The organism is Plantibacter sp. ME-Dv--P-095, assembly GCF_030209365.1.
Classification (GTDB): domain Bacteria; phylum Actinomycetota; class Actinomycetes; order Actinomycetales; family Microbacteriaceae; genus Plantibacter.
Genome location: NZ_JARVSB010000007.1, coordinates 303,136 through 321,060 on the forward strand (window position 1 = coordinate 303,136; position 17,925 = coordinate 321,060).

The following is a 17,925-nucleotide window of genomic DNA, read 5'->3' on the forward strand; positions in this document are numbered from 1 at the left end:
GCTCGGCTCAGGGCGGCATCAGAAAGGACAACCAGTGTCGAAGATCAAGGTCGAAGGCACCGTCGTCGAACTCGACGGCGATGAGATGACTCGCATCATCTGGCAGTTCATCAAGGACTCGCTCATCCACCCCTACCTCGATGTGAACCTCGAGTACTACGACCTCGGCATCGAGAAGCGTGACGAGACGGACGACCAGATCACGATCGACGCCGCGCACGCCATCCAGAAGCATGGCGTCGGCGTCAAGTGCGCCACGATCACCCCCGACGAGGCGCGGGTCGAGGAGTTCGGCCTGAAGAAGATGTGGCGGAGCCCGAACGGGACCATCCGCAACATCCTCGGCGGCGTCATCTTCCGCGAGCCGATCATCATCTCGAACATCCCGCGGCTCGTCCCGGGCTGGAACAAGCCGATCATCATCGGCCGTCACGCGTTCGGCGACCAGTACCGCGCGACCGACTTCCTCTTCAAGGGCGAGGGCAAGCTCACGGTCGAGTTCACGCCCGACGACGGCTCGGAGCCGCAGAAGTTCGAGGTCTTCCAGTCGCCGGGCGACGGCATCGCCCAGGTGCAGTACAACCTCGACGCTTCCATCCGCGACTTCGCACGGGCGAGCCTCAACTACGGCCTCAACCGCAACTACCCGGTGTACCTCTCCACGAAGAACACGATCCTGAAGGCCTACGACGGCCGCTTCAAGGACATCTTCCAGGAGATCTTCGACGCCGAGTTCAAGGAGCAGTTCGAGGCCGCGGGCATCACCTACGAGCACCGCCTCATCGACGACATGGTCGCTTCGGCCATGAAGTGGGAGGGCGGCTACGTCTGGGCGTGCAAGAACTACGACGGCGACGTCCAGTCCGACACCGTCGCCCAGGGCTTCGGTTCTCTCGGCCTCATGACGAGCGTGCTCGCCACCCCGGACGGCAAGATCGTCGAGGCTGAGGCGGCGCACGGCACCGTCACGCGTCACTACCGTCAGCACCAGCAGGGCAAGCCCACGTCCACGAACCCGATCGCGTCGATCTTCGCGTGGACCCGTGGCCTGCAGCACCGCGGCGTGCTGGACGACAACCAGGAGCTCATCGAGTTCGCAGCGACCCTCGAGGACGTCGTCATCAAGACGGTCGAGTCCGGCGCCATGACGAAGGACCTCGCGCTCCTCGTCGGGCCCGAGCAGGCCTACCAGACGACCGAGGAGTTCCTCGAGACGATCTCGGCGAACCTCAAGGCGCGCCTGGCCTGATGACGTCGGCCTGACCGACACCAGCACCACACGGACGGGGTCCGGGAGCACACGCTCCCGGGCCCCGTCCGCCGTTCGGGTCTCGACGCGGTTCCGGACGGTCGTGTTAGCGTCGATGGACCACCTCGACGACGAAGTGAGGACCATCGATGTCACCGATGACGAGAAGACAGCTGCTCGCCTGGGCTGCGGCGGGTGGGGCGACGGCGCTCCTGGCGGGCTGTTCCACTCCGGGCACGGTGTCGCCGAACACGGGTCGGACGATCGCCCCGATCGGCTCGGGCGAACGGATCACCCTCACGTACTGGGCCTGGTTGAAGGACCTCCAGAAGGTCGCGGACGTCTGGAACGCCGACCACCCGAACGTCCAGGTCGAGGCCGTGTGGATCCCCGGCGGCAACGACGGCGGGTATCAGAAGCTCTACTCGGCGCTCGCAGCTGGCGGTGGCCCGGATCTCGCACAGGTCGAGATGCGGACCCTCCCCGAGTTCCTGCTCGTGAACGGGCTGATCGACCTCCGGCGCTACGGCGCCGACGAGGTCGCGTCGCGGTACAACGAGACCCTCTGGAACCAGGTCTCCTACGTCGACGGGGTGTACGGGATCCCACAGGACTCCGGTCCCATGGCGCTGTACTACCGGCCGGATCTGCTCGACCGGGTGGGCGCGAAGCCGCCGACCACCTGGGACGACTGGTTCCAGGTGGCGGGGGCGGTGCGCGAGGCAGGCATGTACCTGGACTGCTTCGCCCTCGACGACGCCTCGTGGTTCGCGGCCATGGCGACCCAGGCCGGCGCGTCCTGGTTCCGCGTCGACGGCGACCGATGGATCGTCGACATGACGGACGACGCGACCCTGGAGACGGCGCGATTCTTCGACCGGGCCATCGACGAGGGCGTCATGACCACCTCCTACAGCCAGTTCTCACCGGCCTGGTTCGCCGCTGCGGCGAAGGACTCGATCGCATCGGTCGCCGGCGCCAGCTGGGGAGACGCCCTCCTGCAGGGTGTCTCCGGGGCGGAGGGCAAGTGGCGGGTCGCGCCGTTGCCACGGTGGGCGAGCGGTGGGTACGGTTCGACCTTCCAGGGTGGGTCCACGGCCGCCGTCCTGGCGAACAGCGCCCACCCGCGGGAGGCGCTCGAGTTCGCCGTGTGGATGACGACGAGCGAAGCCGGTATCGACGCCATGATCGAGCACTCCGGCATCGGCTGGTCACCGAACGACGCCTACATCGGTGCCGGCCGACAGCAGCCGAGTGAGTTCTTCGGCGGCCAGAACTACAACGAGGAGGTCTTCGTGCCGGCGGCCACGGAACAGAACGACGAATGGCAGTGGTGGCCGCTGACGCAGCAGACCTTCAACATCCTCGCCGACGGGTTCCGGGCCAAGGCCTCGGGCGGCACCCTCGTGGACGCGGTGGTCCAGGGGCAGCGCGACGTCATCACCGCGTTCCGCAACAAGGGGCTTCGGATCGAGGCGGCGTCGTGACCGCCGTCACGGAACGCCCGGACCGTGGTGCGTCTGGCGACCCGTCGCGCCCGGGAGCGCTGCGCCGACGCCGGACCTCGGTCGCGGCCCCGTGGGTCCTCCTCGGACCGTTCCTGGCGCTCTTCATCCTCACCTTCATCCTGCCGATCATCGTCGCGATCGGCAGCAGCTTCCTCCGCGTCTCGCGAAAGGGCGTCTTCGGAGAGGAGGGGGTCACCACCGAGTTCGCCTGGTTCTCCAACTACGTCCAAGCCCTGGAGAACGGCAACTTCATCGCCTCGATCGGCCGGATGCTCCTCTTCGGCGTGGTGCAGGTCACGGTCATGATCGCCCTGTGCACCCTGCTGGCGCTCCTGCTCGAGTCCGCCTCCGCGAAGTGGCCCGGGTTCTTCCGGGCCGTGTACTTCCTGCCCTACGGCATCCCCGGCGTGATCGCGACGATCCTGTGGTCGTTCCTCTACGTCCCAGGGCTCAGCCCGATCATCGACATCGCCGGGGCGATGGGGATCGAACTCGACTTCCTCGGCGCAGGCACCGTGCTCTGGTCCATCGCCAACATCGTGACGTGGACCTACACCGGCTACAACATGATGATCATCGTCGCCCAGTTAAAGGCCATCCCCGGTGAGGTGTACGAAGCGGCGAAGGTCGACGGCGCCGGACCGTTCCGGGTCGCGATGAGCATCCAGCTGCCGCTCATCCGACCGGCGCTCATCCTCACGACGGTGTTCTCGATCATCGGGACACTGCAGCTCTTCGCCGAGCCGCAGGTGTTGCAGACCGTCTCCCCGGCGATCGACAACGAGTACACGCCGAACCTCAGCGCATACACGACCGCCTTCGCCTACAACGACTACAACGTGGCGGCCGCGCAGGCCGTGCTGATCGCCGTGGTCGCGTTCGCGCTCTCGTTCGCCTTCCTCCGACTGACCTCGAGGAGGGCGTCATGAGCACGACCAGGAGCATCACGACCGCGACCGCGTCGAAGCGGTCGCAGCGGCTGACGGACCGGCACGGACGCCCAGGCGGCTCCCGGGCCTCGCGCGTCATCGTGACGGGCGTCCTCGTCGTGGTCGCCGTGTATTTCCTCGTGCCGGTGTACTGGGTCGTCGTCGCGGCCACGAAGAGCACCGAGGACCTCTTCGGGAGCAACGGGTTCCTCCTCGGTTCGGAGTTCTCCCTCTGGTCGAACCTGCACGAGGTGCTCACCTACGACGGCGGCATCTTCGTCCGATGGTTCGGCAACTCGGTGCTCTACGCGGGTGTCGGCGCGCTCGTCGCGACCTACCTCGCAGCAGCCGGTGGCTATGCCCTCGCGAAGTACCGGTTCCGGGGTCGGAACCTCGTGTTCGGCACCATCCTCGGCGGGGTGCTCGTCCCCGGTACCGCGACGGCGCTGCCGCTCTTCCTGCTCTTCAGCCAGCTGGGGTTCGCGAACACGTCCTGGGCGGTGCTGCTCCCGTCGCTCGTCTCGCCGTTCGGCCTGTTCCTCTGTCGGATCTACGCCGACGCGACGATCGACGACTCGCTCATCGAGGCGGCCCGGATCGACGGCGCGAGTGAGTTGCGCATCTTCCACACGGTCGGCTTGACGATCCTGACGCCGGCGCTCGTGACCGTCTTCCTGTTCCAGCTGGTCGGCATCTGGAACAACTACTTCCTGCCGCTCGTCATGCTGTCGGACAGCTCCCTGTATCCGATCACGCTGGGACTCAACAACTGGCGGAGCCAGGTCGACCGCCCCCCGGAGTTCTACGAGCTCACCACCGGTGGTGCATTGCTGTCGATCATCCCGCTCGCGATCGCGATGATCGTGCTCCAGCGGTTCTGGCGGGGCGGGCTCACGGAGGGCTCCGTGAAGTAGTCGGCTGCGTCCGACCCGGTACCACCGTCTCGAACGAAGGGCTCCACCATGCACCATGACGACGCGCTCACCGAAGCCCGGATCGTCCGCTTCATGCGGGAGCGGCTCACCCCGGCGCTCCTCCGGAGGTCGGCGCCACTCGACGTGACGGCCTGGGAGGTCCCGGGTGAACCCGTGCCGTTCGAGACCGCCGTCGCCGCGGAGCACCGGCCGTTCGCCGTCGGCGACGCCTGGGGGAGACCGTGGGGGACCACCTGGTTCCACGTCACAGGGACCGTGCCCACCGGGTGGGACGAGCCGGGGACGCGCATCGAGCTCCTGATCGACCTCGGGTTCTCCATCGCTCAACCCGGATTCCAGGCGGAGGGTCTCGTGTACGACCCGAGCGGCCGGATCGTGAAGGCGCTCGAACCCCTGAACATGCACGTCCCGGTGCAGGTCGGCGCGGGCGGCGTCGTCGACGTCTGGGTGGAGGCGGCCTCGAACCCGGACGTCGCCGGAGTGTGGGACTTCGCGCCCACCCCGCTCGGCGATCCCGCGACCGCCGGCACGGATCCGATCTACCGCCTCAATCGCGTCGACGTCGTCCAGCTCGACGTCACGGTCTGGGAGCTGCTGCAGGACTGCTGGACGCTCGACGGCCTCCGACGTGAACTCGGGCCGGAGTTGCCTCGGCGGGCCGAGCTCCTGCGTGGTCTCGGCAGGGCCGTGCAGGAGGTCGATCCCGACGACGTCGCCGGGACCGCGCAGCTCGGCCGCGACGTGCTCGCGCCGCTGCTCGCCGCTCCCGCCTCCGCGAGCGCGCACCGCATCGTCGCCGTCGGTCACGCCCACATCGACTCGGCGTGGTTGTGGCCCGTGCGGGAGACCATCCGCAAGTGTGCGCGCACCTTCTCGAACGTCCTGGACCTCATGGACCACGACCCCGACTTCGTGTTCGCCTGCTCCTCCGCCCAGCAGTTCGCCTGGATGCGCGACCACTACCCGGAGCTCTTCGAGCGCATCCGGTCGCGGGTCGCGGAGGGACGCTTCGTGCCCGTGGGCGGCATGTGGGTGGAGTCGGACACCAACCTCCCGGGAGGGGAGGCCATGGCCCGCCAGTTCGTCGCCGGGAAACGGTTCTTCCTGGAGGAGTTCGGGCTGGACCTGACGGAGGTGTGGCTGCCGGACTCCTTCGGGTACTCCGCGGCGATGCCGCAGATCGTCGCCGCAGCCGGCGCCACGGACTTCCTCACGCAGAAGGTCTCCTGGAACGAGACGAACCGCTTCCCGCATCACACCTTCCTGTGGGAGGGGATCGACGGCACCCGGGTCTTCACCCACTTCCCGCCGGCGGACACCTACAACTCGGCGCTCGCGGCGACCGACCTCCACCGTGCGCAGCGGCAGTTCCAGGAGAAGGGCGAGTCGAACGTCTCGCTGCTCCCGTTCGGTCACGGCGACGGTGGCGGCGGACCGACACGCGAGATGCTCGCTGCCGCCGTCAGGACCAGGTCGCTCGAGGGCTCGCCCACGGTCGAGATCGGCACGCCGAGTGCGTTCTTCGCAGCAGCCCGGGCCGACTATCCCTCGCCGCCGGTGTGGTCGGGGGAGCTCTACCTGGAGTTCCACCGGGGGACCTACACCTCGCAGGCCAGGACGAAACGGGGCAACCGCCGGAGCGAGCATCTGCTCCGCGAGGCGGAGCTCTGGGCGGCGACGGCGGCGATCAGGACCGGTGCCGAGTACCCCTACGACGCCCTCGACGAGGCGTGGCACACTGTCCTCCTCCAGCAGTTCCACGACATCCTGCCGGGTTCGTCGATCGCCTGGGTCCACCAGGTCGCGGAGGCGAACTACCAAGCCGTGGCCGAACGTCTGACCGCGCTCGTCGACGAGTCACTCCGTGCGCTCACCGCGCCGGGAGACGGCGGACCGGCCGGGTTCGCGAACGCGTCTCCGTTCGTCGTCGACGGCGTACCGGCCCTCGGTGTCGCGGCCACGACCACGGCCGGCCGAGCCGTCCTGTCCGGGCGGGCCGATGGTGGCTTCGTCCTCGACAACGACCTCGTCCGCGTCACGGTCGACGCGGACGGGCGCGTCACCTCCGTCCTCGACCTCGCGGCGGACCGGGAGGTCGTCGCGCCCGGTGCCGCTACTGCGGAGCTGCAGCTCTTCCGCGACACCCCGAACCAGTGGGACGCCTGGGACGTGGACCTGGCTGATCGGACGCACTGGACCGTGCTGGACCGGGCCGACGTCGTCGAGGTCGCGCTCGAGACGCCTGGGCGCGTCGCGGTCCTCGTCCGTCGGAGCTTCGGGTCCTCCTCGGTCACCCAGACGATCGCGCTCGACGCAGGGCGTCCGACCGTCGACATCCTGACGGCCGTCGACTGGCACGAGCGCCAGAAGCTGCTGAAACTCGCCTTCCCGCTGGACGTCCGGGCCGACGTCGCGAGCTCCGAGATCCAGTTCGGCCACGTCGACCGTCCGACGGCCGTGAACACCTCCTGGGATGCCGCCCGCTTCGAGACGGCGGCGCACCGGTGGGTGCACGTCGGGGAGCCCGGGTACGGCCTGGCGGTGGCCAACGACTCCACCTACGGACACGACGTCACCCGCACCACGCGCGAGGACGGGGGCACGACGACGCTCGTCCGGAAGTCGCTGCTGCGGGCGCCCCGGTTCCCGGACCCGACGGCGGACCAGGGGGAGCACGTCCTCCGGTCGACCCTCACGGTCGGCGCCGGGATCCTCGACGCCGCGGCGGAGGGGTATCGGATCAACCTGCCGCTTCGGCCGGTCCAGGGTGCGGCGGTGGACCCGATCGTCGTCGTCGACCGCCCCGGCATCGTCGTCGAGGCCGTCAAGCTCGCGGAGGACCGCTCAGGCGATCTGGTCGTCCGACTCTACGAGGCCACCGGCGGCCGGTCGGCCGGTCGGGTGTCCTTCGGGTTCCCGGTCCGGTCGGTCCGACGGACGGACCTCCTCGAGCGTGAGCACGGCGAACAGCCTCGACTCGCCCCCGACGGTTCCGTGGAGCTGCGCCTGCGCCCGTTCGAGATCCTCACGCTGCGGGCGGCCCGGATGCAGTGAACCAGGAACGGGCCCCGGATCAGGTGATCCGGGGCCCGTTCCATGACGGTGAGGACTCAGAGGCTGCAGGTCGTACCGAGGTCCGTGAACTCGGACTGGAGCTTCGAGAGGGAGTCGGTCAGGGCGGCCTGGTCCGCGGTCGCCGGGTCGCTGACGGCGGTCCTCGCCTGTTCGATGAAGGCCTGGAGGGCGTCGACGGAGGCGTCGGCCGAGTCCTTGACCTCCTTGTTCGTGACCTTGCCGGCGGCCGCTTCGAAGGTGTCCGCGAAGTCGTCGAGCTGCGTCACGGCGCCCTCGGGGTCGGAGGAGAGCGAGCTGAGGCCGGACTGGAGCTTGGCTGCGGAGTCGGTCACCTCGGATTCGATCACCTTGCAGGCGTCGGCCTTGCTCTGGGCGCCACCGGCACAGCCGGTGAGGAGCAGGCCCGCGACGGCGATCGCGCCGAGGAATGCTGCTGCGTTCTTCTTCATGGTGGTGTGGGTCCCCCGTGTTCGGTGCCCGTCACCGGGCCGCCCGCGCGCTGCGGGCCGGTCTCCAGGGTACCGCTGGAGGCCGACACCTGGCGGGGATCGGGCGTCATCGCGTCGGACGGCGGGCTGCGGCATGGACTTGCGCCACGAATATTTGTAAGCTTGGCAAACAAACCGGTGGGGGCAGCTCGCACCCGGGACTGAAGGAATCACGCCATGCACACGAGCCACGACGATCTCCGCGGACGACCCGCGTGAGGGTGGGACTCGACATCGGCGGCACGAAGACCGACGCCGTCGTCGTCACCGACGACGGAGCCCTGCTGCACCGTCTCCGACGCCCGACCGGGCGGGGCGCTCAGGCCGTGGTGGAGACGGCGCTCGAGGCCGTCCATGCACTCGCCCTCGCGGTCGACCGTCCGATCGACAGCTTCACCTCGATCGGTGTCGGCATCCCCGGCCTGGTGGTGCCGGGCACCGGTGTCGTCGCCCATGCCGTCAACCTCGACGTCGAGGAGCTCGAGCTCGGCGCGATCCTCCACCGGCACCTCGCCGTGCCGGTCGCGGTGGAGAACGACGTCAAGGCGGCCGCGCTCGGCGCCTGGCAGCTGCTCGACGGCTCGGGCACCATGGCCTACCTGAACCTCGGCACGGGTGTCGCCGCCGGGATCATCACCGACGGTCGCCTGTGGCAGGGGTCGAGTGGCGTCGCCGGCGAAGTGGGGCACCTGTCGGTCGACCCCCTCGGCGATCGCTGCGGATGCGGCCAGCGCGGCTGCATCGAGACGATGGCCGCCGGCGGCGCCGTCGCCACCGCCTGGGGTGGGAGCGCAGCGTTCCCCGTGCTCGAGATGTTCGACCGCGCCGACGCCGGAGACCCGCGCGCCATCGCCCTCCGAGCGCGTCTCGGCCACGGCGCCGCGGCGGCCGTCCGCATCCTGACCCTCACCGTCGACGCCGACGACATCGTCCTCGGTGGGGGACTCACTGCTCTCGGCGGGCGCCTGCTCGCCGTCATCCGAGAGGCCCTGGCCGAATCCGCCGCCGGGTCCCGGTTCGTCGAATCACTCCACCTGGAACAGCGGGTGCGCTTCGTGCCGACGGGGTCACCCGTCGCGGCGGTCGGCGCGGCACTCGTGGGAAGAGGAGCGTCATCACATGGCTGAAGTCGTGATCGTGAAGGATGCAGCTGCCGCAGGCGAGCTCGTCGCCGAGGCGGTCGTCGCGCTGATCTCGGGGCGGCCCGACGTCGTCCTCGGACTGGCGACGGGATCCACGCCGGTACCCGTCTACGCGGCGCTCGCGGAGCGGACGCGGGGACTCGACCTGTCGCAGGTGCGCGGCTTCGCCCTCGACGAGTACGTCGGCTTGCCGGCCGGGCACCCCGAGTCGTACCGGTCCGTCATCACCCGCGAGGTCGTCGAACCGCTCGGACTCGTGCCGGAGCGCATCCACGTGCCGAACGGCGCGACGGAGACCATCCAGCATGCGGGTGCGGACTACGAGGCGGCGCTCGAAGCCGCCGGTGGCGTCGACCTGCAGATCCTCGGCATCGGCACCGACGGCCACATCGGGTTCAACGAGCCCGGCTCGTCGTTCGCCTCCCTGACCCGGGTGAAGACGCTCACCGAGCAGACCCGTCGCGACAACGCGCGGTTCTTCGACTCGATCGACGACGTCCCGATGCACTGCATCACCCAGGGGCTCGGCACCATCCTGCGGGCGCGGCATCTCGTGCTCCTGGCGTTCGGCGCCGGGAAGGCGGCGGCCATCGCCGCCGCACTCGAGGGGCCGCTGTCGGCGAGCCTGCCCGGTTCCGCCGTGCAGTTGCACCCGCGCGCCACCGTCGTCATCGACGAGGCGGCGGCGTCCGAGCTCCAGCACGCGGACTACTACCGCTACGCCTACGCGAACAAGCCGGCCTGGCAGGGGATCTGACCGCGATACCCGAGGCGGTCGCCCTTCGAGAGGCTCAGGGACCGGTCGGTGGGTCGGGGACCGGTCGGTGGGTCCGGGACCGGTCGGTGGGTCAGGGACGGATCAGGCGACGCCGGCCAGGCGCAGGAGCGCGGTGCTCACGGCCGCGGCCAGCACGATCACGACGAACGGCGCCTCCCGCCACGCGAGGACGCCGGCGACGAGCACGCCCGAGAGCCTCGCGACACCGGCGAACTGCTGGTCCTGCGTGAGTGCGGTGGTCGCCAGTACGGCGGCGAGGAGGACGATCGCGGCATCGGCGAGGAGGGTCTCGACGCGTTCCGAGACCTCGGCGCGGGTGCGGAGGAGTGGTCCGGCCAGACGGAACGCGTAGGTCCCCGCCGCGAGGATGACGATCCCGGCCAGGACGATGAGGGACTGGTTCACGAGGCGACCTGCTTCGTCGGTCGCCGGCGGCCGAACCCGAGAAGCAAGCCGACGAGGGACAGGAGCACGGGCACGCCCGCCGGCAGGAACGGGGTCGCAGCGACGGCGACGACGGCTCCGACGAGTGCGGCTCGCCTCGTGCGGCGCTCGCGGAGTGCGGGGAAGATGAGCGCCAGGAGGACCGCCGGGAACATCGCGTCGAGCCCGAACGCGTCCGTATCCTCGACGACCGAACCGGCGAACGCCCCGAGCGCCGCCCCGGCGGGCCAGCAGAGCAGGATGCCGAGCCCGCACGCCCAGAAGGCGGCGCGCTTGCGGTCGAGCGTGTCCTGGTCGAGGGCGAAGACGACGGACTCGTCGTTGAGCAGGTGCGTCCCGAGGATCCGGCGCCAGCCCGTGCCGACGACCTCGTGGATCGCGAGGCCGAAGGGGAGGTGTCGCGCGTTGACGAGCAGGCCGGCCAGTGCGGCCGTCAGCGGACTGCCCCCGGCCGCGACGATGCCGACGAACAGGATCTCCGAGGCGCCGGCGAGCACGAGCAGGGCGAGTGCCAACACCACCCAGGGCTGCAGGCCGGAGTGGACGGCGACCGCGCCGTAGGAGATGCCGACGAGTCCGTCGGCGACGCACACGAGCGCGATGGCGCGGGCGGTCCTCCGACCGAGCAGACTCCATATCGAACGCACGTACACTATATTGAACGACCGCCCATCGTTCGTCAAATCGAACGCACGGCCCATTGGAGTGAACGCATGTCCCAGGTGGAGCAACCGGACGACGGAGCACCGCACGCCGCGGTCGCAGCGGCACTGACCCGCGAGCGGCAACGAGCCGGACTCTCCCTCGCCGAGGTCGCCCGTCGCGCGGGGATCGCGAAGTCGACCCTGTCCCAGCTGGAGGCGGGACTCGGCAATCCCAGCCTCGAGACCCTCTGGTCGCTGAGCGTCACCCTCGACGTCCCCTTCGCGCGCCTCGTCGAGCCGGTACGACGGCCCGTCCAGGTGATCCGAGCGGGGGAGGGGCCGACGCTCGCCGCGTCCGGAGCGAACTACGTCGCGACGGTGCTGTCGGCCTGCCCGCCGAACGCCCGGCGGGACATCTACCGCATCGTCGTCGAGCCGGGGGCGCCGCGGCTGTCCGAACCGCACTCGCCCGGGGTCATCGAGCACTGGGTGATCAGCACCGGCCGGGCGTCGATCGGCCCCGTCGGCGAGGAGGTCGAACTCGGGCCAGGGGACTACCTCTCCCACGCCGGCGACGTGCCGCACCGCTTCGAAGCACTCGAGCCGGGTACGACGGCCGTCGTGGTGACCGAACACGTCTGAGCACCTCGACAGGCTCGGCGACCGCGGCGGTTCGGTGGGCGGGACGGCTCCGTGGGCGCTCAGGCGTCGATGACGTGCACGAGCTCGTCGATGAAGCCCGCGAAGTCGTCGGAACGCCGGATGATGCGGGCGACGCTCGACCGCTCCGAGAACACCTCGACGAACTGGTCGAAGACGGTCTGGAAGGCGGCGCGACCCGATTCGCTGAACGCGACGAGCGCGACGACGCTCACGCGCGCTCCACCCCACTCCATCGGCGTCTCGTTCACGGCGATCGCGATGGCCGTCGAGTGGGCAGTCATCGTCATCGCGTGCGGCACCGCCAGGGTGTCGGTGAACGCGGTCGACGACATGCGCTCCCGCTCGATCGCCGCCGTGAGGTAGCTCTCGTCGATGATCCCGCGATCGATCATGCGTTCGCCGAGCAGCCGGATCATCGCCTCCTCGTCGGCCGCGTGCGCGTTGCGGAGGAAGAGGTCCGGGTGGAAGTACTGCAGCAGTTCGTCGCTGATCTCCGAGAGACGGGAGGAGCGGCGCACCCGGCTGACCGCGCCGCGGACGCGCTCCACGTCGGCCGCGGTGAGGAAGGGCTGGATGACGACGATGCCGTCGGCCGGGGTAGGAGGCTCGATGGTCGTCAGCACCAGGTCGCTGTCGATGGCCGACCAGTCGACGTCGGTGCGGGTGATCACGGATCGGACGTCGAGGACGTCGCCGAGCTGCGACTCGACGCGTCGGCGGAGCACCTCGTGCATGTCGTAGTAGCCGGCCGAGACGATCGTGCAGCCGAGCAGGGCCTCCTTGCGAGCCGTCTGTTCGAGCTGGGCACCGACGTGCATGGCGATGTACGCGATCTCGTCGTCGTTGATGACGATGGAGCCGTGGCGCTGCAGCTGGCTCGCGATGAAGACCGCGAGCTCGTAGATCATCGGGTACGAGGTCTTGATCGACCGGGTGAGCGGGTTCCGCGAGTAGGACTGGTCCTGCGCCCGGCGGATGAGGTTCTGCACGTGCAGGGTGAGCCGCACGATGAAGTCCTCGTCGGAGAGGTCGACGAGGTATTCGCGGCCCGCGCGGTCGACGGCCTGACGGACCGCCGCGAGGTCGGCCTGGTCGACGTAGTCGTCGACGAGCACCTCGGCGGACGCGCCGCTCCCCGGGGTGACCACGCGCGTGACCAGCAGGTAGCTCAGGTAGACGAGGTCGGCTTCCCCGAGGGCGACGTGGAAGTGGGCGTCGACCAGGCGCTGCAGGTCCTCCGCGACCGCCTCGACCTCCGGGGTCCGTGGTGCATGGTCCGTCGGCTCCGCCGGGCGGTCCTTGGTGACGCGGTCGATCGCGATCGCGATGTGCAGGAGGACGTTCGCGATCCCGTACTCGTTGACGTAGTAGCCGCGGGCGGTCAATGCGTCGAGGAGTTCGCCCTTGAACGGGCTGAACTCGTTCGGCGCGAAGGCCCGCTGGAGCGCTTCGAGCTCGACGATGCCCCGGTCGGTCTCGTCGCGGAACATGCGGCTGAGGAGTCGGCGACGCTCCGTCTCGCCGCCCGCCATGGCGACGGTCGACCCCGACCGGTCGAGCGTGAGTGCGGTGTCGGCCAACATGGCGCGGACGCGGCCGAGATCACCCTCGACGGTCGACTCGCTGACGTGCAGGCGCTGCGCCGTCTCGTGCACGTCGATGCCGGTCGGCGCGCTGATGAGGAGGCGGACGAGACCGTACAGTCGGTCCCGAGGCGTCTCGGACTCGAAGGCCGACGCCGCTCGCCGGCGGTACACGGCGTACCCGTCCGCGTTCAGCCGGTAGCCGTTCGGACCCGACTCGACGACGTCGTGCGGTGCGGTGCGGGTGTTGACCGCCGTCACGTAGCTGCGCACGCTGCGCGGGGTGACACCGAGGACCTCGGCGACCTCGGTCGCCGTCGTCCAGCCGTCGCGGCCTGCGAGGTAGCCGAGCATGCGGTCGTGTTTCTCGCGTGCCACGATGCCCCTCTCCGGCGGACGGTCCTCGCGCGGTCCGGGCGAACCGCTTCACCGAGTCAACCATCATCCGACGCGCTTCCGCGCGTTCGAGGACCTTTCCGCCCCGCCGGAAGAGCTTCTGGTGGAGCGGCGACCCGCCCGAGGGAATGATGGTTCGGTAGGCAATCGGCGGTTCTGGAGAAGGTTCGATGAAGATCCTGGTGATTTGCGGCGCGGGTGCGTCGAGCACGTTCATGGCGCAACGCCTCCGACGTGCCGCAGCCGACCAGTCCCTCGACGTCTCGGTCGAAGCCGGCGCCGAATCCCAGGTGCTCACCGGCACGCTCACCCTCGACGGTGTCGACGTGCTGCTCGTCGGAGCCCACCTCGCCGATCATGAGCCCGCGCTCCGCGCCGTGGCCGAGCCACTCGGCACCGCCGTGGCCGTCCTCCCCGGCGACGTCTTCGGCGTCGAAGGCGGCGCCAGAGCCCTCGAACTCGTCCTCTCGATCCAGTCACCAACCAGGAGGTAACCCCATGGCAACTCGAACCGTCCGCATCGGCTCGTCGCACGGCCTGCACGCCAGGCCCGCGAAGCTGTTCACGCAGGCTGCGAAGGACGCCGGGGTCCCGGTGACCATCGCCAAGGGCAGCGGCAAGGCCGTCAACGCGGCGAGCATCCTCGGCGTCATCGCCCTCGCCGTCGAACACGGCGACTACGTGACCCTGTCCGTCGAGGGCGAAGGCGCAGCAGCCGAGGGCACCCTCGACACCCTCTCCGAGCTCCTGGTGACCGACCATGACGAGCAGTAGTCCGGTGGGCGCGCTCCAGGGCATCGGCATCGGCCAGGGGGTCGCCGTCGGCCCGATCGCCCGGATGGCCGATCCGCTCCCGGCGCCGGCGGACGTCGCCAGCACCCTCGACCTCGCGACCGAGACCGAGCGTGCGAACACCTCCCTCGCCGCCGTCGCCCGCGAGCTCGAAGCCCGCGGTGCAGCCGCCGGTGGTGCCGCACGCGACGTGCTCGAAGCGCAGGCCATGATGGCCGAGGATCCGACACTGGCCGAGGAGATCGCGACCCGCCTCGCCGACGGCAAGACCGCGGAATGGGCCGTCTACGCCGCGTTCGCGTCGTTCCGCGACCAGCTCGCGGCGATGGGCGGGTACCTCGGCGAGCGCGCCGCCGACCTCGACGACGTGTCGCAGCGGGTCATCGCCGACCTCATGGGCGTCCCGGCTCCCGGCGTCCCCTCGCCCGGTCACCCGTTCATCCTCGTCGCCCGCGACCTCGCGCCGGCCGACACCGCCCTGCTCGACCTCGACCTGGTGCTCGGACTCGTCACGAGCGACGGAGGCCCGACCTCGCACACGGCGATCCTCGCCCGCGAGAAGTCGATCGTCGCCATCGTGGGCGTCGTCGGTGCCGCCGACCTCACCGACGGCACGACGCTCGTCGTCGACGCGGCGACCGGCGCGGTCACCGTCGACCCCACGCCCGAGTTGGTGGCCGAGACGGAGCAGCGCATCGCCGACCGGCTCGCCCTGGTCAACGCCCCGGCCATCCCCGGCGCGCTCGCCGACGGCACTGCCGTGCCGCTCCTCGCGAACCTCGGGTCGGCCGAACACGCCGACGCCGCAGCGGAGCTCGGCGCCGAGGGCGTCGGCCTCTTCCGGACCGAGTTCCTCTTCCTCGACCAGGCGCTCGCGCCGACCGTCGAACAGCAGCGTGCGCACTACGAGAAGCTGCTGCGCGCCTTCCCCGGCAAGAAGGTCGTCGTCCGGGTGCTCGACGCCGGTGCCGACAAGCCGCTGGCGTTCCTGAACGACGCGCACGAGGACAACCCGGCGCTCGGGCTCCGCGGACTCCGCGCGCTCCGGGCGAGCGAGGACATCCTGCGCGAGCAGCTCACCGCACTCGCCCAGGCTGACGCGGCGACCGACGCGGACCTCTGGGTCATGGCGCCGATGGTGTCGACCGTCGAGGAGACGAAGTACTTCATGGCGATCGCCGCCGAGTACGGCCTCAAGACGCCGGGCGTCATGGTGGAGGTGCCGTCGAGTGCACTCCTCGCCGACCGCGTCCTCGCCCATGCCGGGTTCGCGTCGATCGGGACGAACGACCTCACGCAGTACACCCTCGCCGCGGACCGCCTGCTCGGCTCCGTCGGTGCGTTCCAAGACCCGTGGCACCCGGCGGTCCTCCGTCTCGTGCAGCTCGTCGGCGAAGCCGGCCGGCATCACGGCAAGCCCGTCGGCATCTGTGGCGAAGCAGCCGCCGACCCGCTCCTCGCCGTCGTCCTCGTCGGACTCGGCGCCACCACCCTGTCCATGTCGCCGTCGGCGCTCGCCGACGTCCGACACTCCCTTCAGCAGTACACGCTCGACGACGCCCGACGCATCGCAGCAGCAGCACTGGCCACCGACGGCGCCGCCGAGGCCAGGGCAGCGGCCACCGCCGCGACCACTCCCGAAATGAAAGAGGCAACATCATCATGACAACGACGTCTACTCCCAAGAAGCCGGGAGGTGCACGAGTCGGCGTTCAGCGATTCGGCACCTTCCTCTCCGGCATGGTCATGCCGAACATCGCGGCCTTCATCGCCTGGGGCCTCATCACCGCGTTCTTCATCGCCACCGGCTGGCTCCCGAACGGCGTGCTCGGCGGCTTCGGCAACGCCGACGTCATCGGGTGGCAGGGTGCCGCGACGGCACTCGCACAGGCCGACGACGGCACGACCTTCCCGCAGTACGTCGGTCTCGTCAGCCCGATGATCACCTACCTGCTCCCGCTGCTCATCGCGAACACCGGTGGCCGGATGATCTACGGGGAGCGTGGTGGCGTCGTCGCCTCCATCGCGACCATGGGCGTCATCGTCGGCAGCGCGATCCCGATGTTCATCGGCGCGATGATCATGGGCCCGCTCGCCGCATGGCTCATGAAGCAGGCGGACCGCCTCTGGGACGGCAAGATCAAGGCCGGCTTCGAGATGCTCGTGAACAACTTCTCCGCCGGTATCCTCGGCGCGCTCCTCGCGATCGGCGGGTTCTACGGCATCGCGCCGATCGTCACCGCGCTCAGCAGCTTCCTCGAGGGCGTCGTCGACTGGCTCGTCGCCAACTCGCTCCTGCCGATCGCGAGCATCTTCATCGAGCCCGGCAAGATCCTCTTCCTGAACAACGCCATCAACCACGGTGTGCTGACCCCGCTCGGCGTCCAGCAGTCCGAGGAGACCGGCAAGTCGGTCCTGTTCCTCCTCGAGGCGAACCCCGGCCCCGGCCTCGGCATCCTGCTCGCGTTCTGCTTCTTCGGCATCGGTCTCGCGAAGGCCTCTGCCCCCGGTGCGGTCATCATCCAGTTCTTCGGCGGCATCCACGAGATCTACTTCCCGTACGTGCTCATGAAGCCGATGCTCGTCTTCGCGGCCATCGGTGGCGGCATGGCCGGTGTGGCGACGAACGTCGCGTTCAACACGGGTCTGCGTGCCCCGGCATCGCCCGGCAGCATCATCGCCGTGCTCATCCAGACGGCTCCAGACAGCTACATCGGCGTGATCCTCTCGGTCATCGTCGCGGCAGCCGTGTCGTTCGCGATCTCCGCGATCATCCTCCGGGCGAGCCGCAAGCGCGACCTGGAGAACGAGAACGCCGGTGACCTCTCGGCCGCCGTCGCAGCCACCGAGGCCGCGAAGGGCAAGAAGTCCAGCGTGCTCGGCAACCTCTCGGCCGGAAGCGCCGCCGCCGGTGCCGACGTCGTCGACGAGGGCGTCGTCACCACCCTCGAGCGTGGTCCGATCCGCAACATCGTCTTCGCGTGCGACGCCGGTATGGGGTCCAGTGCCATGGGCGCCTCGGTGCTCCGCAACAAGATCAAGAAGGCCGGCATCGACGAGATCACCGTCACGAACAAGGCGATCGCGAACCTCGCCGATGACGTCGACCTCGTGATCACTCAGCGGGAGCTCACGGACCGCGCGAAGGAGAAGACGCCGAGCGCCGTCCACATGTCGGTGGACAACTTCATGAACTCCCCGAAGTACGACGAGGTGGTGGAGTTGCTCCGCGGAGAGGGAGCACACTAGCAACGGAACGATCCCGGGGTGCGCGCGAAGGGCGTGCACCCCGGGCCACA

Annotated in this window: 16 protein-coding genes; 12 read left to right on the forward strand and 4 right to left on the reverse strand. The window is 69.6% G+C overall.

All coding sequences use genetic code 11. From position 1 onward, the window contains the following. Positions 1–34: 34 nt before the first annotated feature. The 5 genes from QRN26_RS11385 (at position 35) to QRN26_RS11405 (ending at position 7,675) form a co-directional block, all read left to right on the forward strand. Positions 35–1,249, forward strand: a complete 1,215-nt coding sequence (locus QRN26_RS11385) for an NADP-dependent isocitrate dehydrogenase (RefSeq protein ID WP_056007958.1) — start codon at positions 35–37, stop codon at positions 1,247–1,249. 149 nt (positions 1,250–1,398) lie between these two features. Continuing rightward, a complete protein-coding gene (locus QRN26_RS11390) occupies positions 1,399–2,736 on the forward strand; it encodes an extracellular solute-binding protein (RefSeq protein WP_056007955.1) in 1,338 nt (445 codons plus the stop codon). Continuing rightward, positions 2,733–3,686 (forward strand): carbohydrate ABC transporter permease, encoded by a 954-nt coding sequence (locus QRN26_RS11395; RefSeq protein WP_285036827.1) that lies wholly within the window; start codon positions 2,733–2,735, stop codon positions 3,684–3,686. The genes QRN26_RS11390 and QRN26_RS11395 overlap by 4 nt, the downstream gene beginning before the upstream one ends. After that, entirely contained in the window at positions 3,683–4,600 is a 918-nt protein-coding gene (locus QRN26_RS11400; RefSeq protein ID WP_285036829.1) for a carbohydrate ABC transporter permease, read from the forward strand. Before QRN26_RS11395 ends, QRN26_RS11400 begins: the two co-directional genes overlap by 4 nt. 48 nt (positions 4,601–4,648) lie before the next feature. Beyond that, on the forward strand, positions 4,649–7,675 hold the full coding sequence (locus tag QRN26_RS11405; protein WP_285036832.1) for an alpha-mannosidase: 3,027 nt from the start codon (positions 4,649–4,651) through the stop codon (positions 7,673–7,675). A 56-nt stretch (positions 7,676–7,731) separates the two neighbouring features. Here the strand turns inward: QRN26_RS11405 and QRN26_RS11410 are convergent, their stop codons facing one another. Next, complete coding sequence (locus tag QRN26_RS11410; protein WP_056778657.1) at positions 7,732–8,145, reverse strand: hypothetical protein; 414 nt, start codon at positions 8,143–8,145, stop codon at positions 7,732–7,734. A 254-nt stretch (positions 8,146–8,399) separates the two neighbouring features. Between QRN26_RS11410 and QRN26_RS11415 the strand changes: the two genes are divergently transcribed. Together QRN26_RS11415 and QRN26_RS11420 are read left to right on the forward strand one after the other, a co-directional pair. After that, on the forward strand, positions 8,400–9,311 hold the full coding sequence (locus tag QRN26_RS11415) for an ROK family protein (RefSeq protein WP_056778654.1): 912 nt from the start codon (positions 8,400–8,402) through the stop codon (positions 9,309–9,311). Further along, positions 9,304–10,083 carry a glucosamine-6-phosphate deaminase gene (locus QRN26_RS11420; protein WP_285036836.1) on the forward strand — a complete coding sequence of 260 codons (780 nt, stop codon included), beginning with the start codon at positions 9,304–9,306 and terminating at the stop codon, positions 10,081–10,083. The genes QRN26_RS11415 and QRN26_RS11420 overlap by 8 nt, the downstream gene beginning before the upstream one ends. A 102-nt stretch (positions 10,084–10,185) precedes the next feature. Here QRN26_RS11420 and QRN26_RS11425 read toward each other — a convergent pair whose 3' ends face one another. Both QRN26_RS11425 and QRN26_RS11430 read right to left on the reverse strand, forming a co-directional pair. Further along, positions 10,186–10,509: an AzlD domain-containing protein gene (locus tag QRN26_RS11425; RefSeq protein ID WP_056007936.1), complete on the reverse strand. Its 324-nt coding sequence runs from the start codon at positions 10,507–10,509 to the stop codon at positions 10,186–10,188. Continuing rightward, positions 10,506–11,195 (reverse strand): AzlC family ABC transporter permease, encoded by a 690-nt coding sequence (locus QRN26_RS11430; protein WP_285036841.1) that lies wholly within the window; start codon positions 11,193–11,195, stop codon positions 10,506–10,508. The genes QRN26_RS11425 and QRN26_RS11430 overlap by 4 nt, the downstream gene beginning before the upstream one ends. Positions 11,196–11,261: 66 nt before the next feature. Between QRN26_RS11430 and QRN26_RS11435 the strand changes: the two genes are divergently transcribed. Then, on the forward strand, positions 11,262–11,834 hold the full coding sequence (locus QRN26_RS11435; RefSeq protein WP_056007933.1) for a helix-turn-helix domain-containing protein: 573 nt from the start codon (positions 11,262–11,264) through the stop codon (positions 11,832–11,834). A gap of 59 nt (positions 11,835–11,893) precedes the next feature. On the opposite strand, the gene QRN26_RS11440 is transcribed toward QRN26_RS11435, so the two are convergent. Next, positions 11,894–13,816, reverse strand: coding sequence for a BglG family transcription antiterminator (locus QRN26_RS11440; protein WP_350223920.1), 1,923 nt, complete (start codon positions 13,814–13,816; stop codon positions 11,894–11,896). Between the two features lie 188 nt (positions 13,817–14,004). Between QRN26_RS11440 and QRN26_RS11445 the strand changes: the two genes are divergently transcribed. From QRN26_RS11445 to QRN26_RS11460, 4 genes are read left to right on the forward strand one after another with little or no spacing between them, the layout of a single operon-like run. Continuing rightward, a complete protein-coding gene (locus QRN26_RS11445; protein WP_056007929.1) occupies positions 14,005–14,328 on the forward strand; it encodes a PTS sugar transporter subunit IIB in 324 nt (107 codons plus the stop codon). A 4-nt stretch (positions 14,329–14,332) separates the two neighbouring features. Then, entirely contained in the window at positions 14,333–14,608 is a 276-nt protein-coding gene (locus QRN26_RS11450) for an HPr family phosphocarrier protein (RefSeq protein ID WP_056007926.1), read from the forward strand. Next, complete coding sequence (gene ptsP / locus QRN26_RS11455; RefSeq protein WP_285036843.1) at positions 14,595–16,292, forward strand: phosphoenolpyruvate--protein phosphotransferase; 1,698 nt, start codon at positions 14,595–14,597, stop codon at positions 16,290–16,292. Before QRN26_RS11450 ends, ptsP begins: the two co-directional genes overlap by 14 nt. Further along, entirely contained in the window at positions 16,289–17,875 is a 1,587-nt protein-coding gene (locus QRN26_RS11460; RefSeq protein WP_056007923.1) for a PTS mannitol transporter subunit IIBC, read from the forward strand. Before ptsP ends, QRN26_RS11460 begins: the two co-directional genes overlap by 4 nt. Positions 17,876–17,925: the final 50 nt, after the last annotated feature.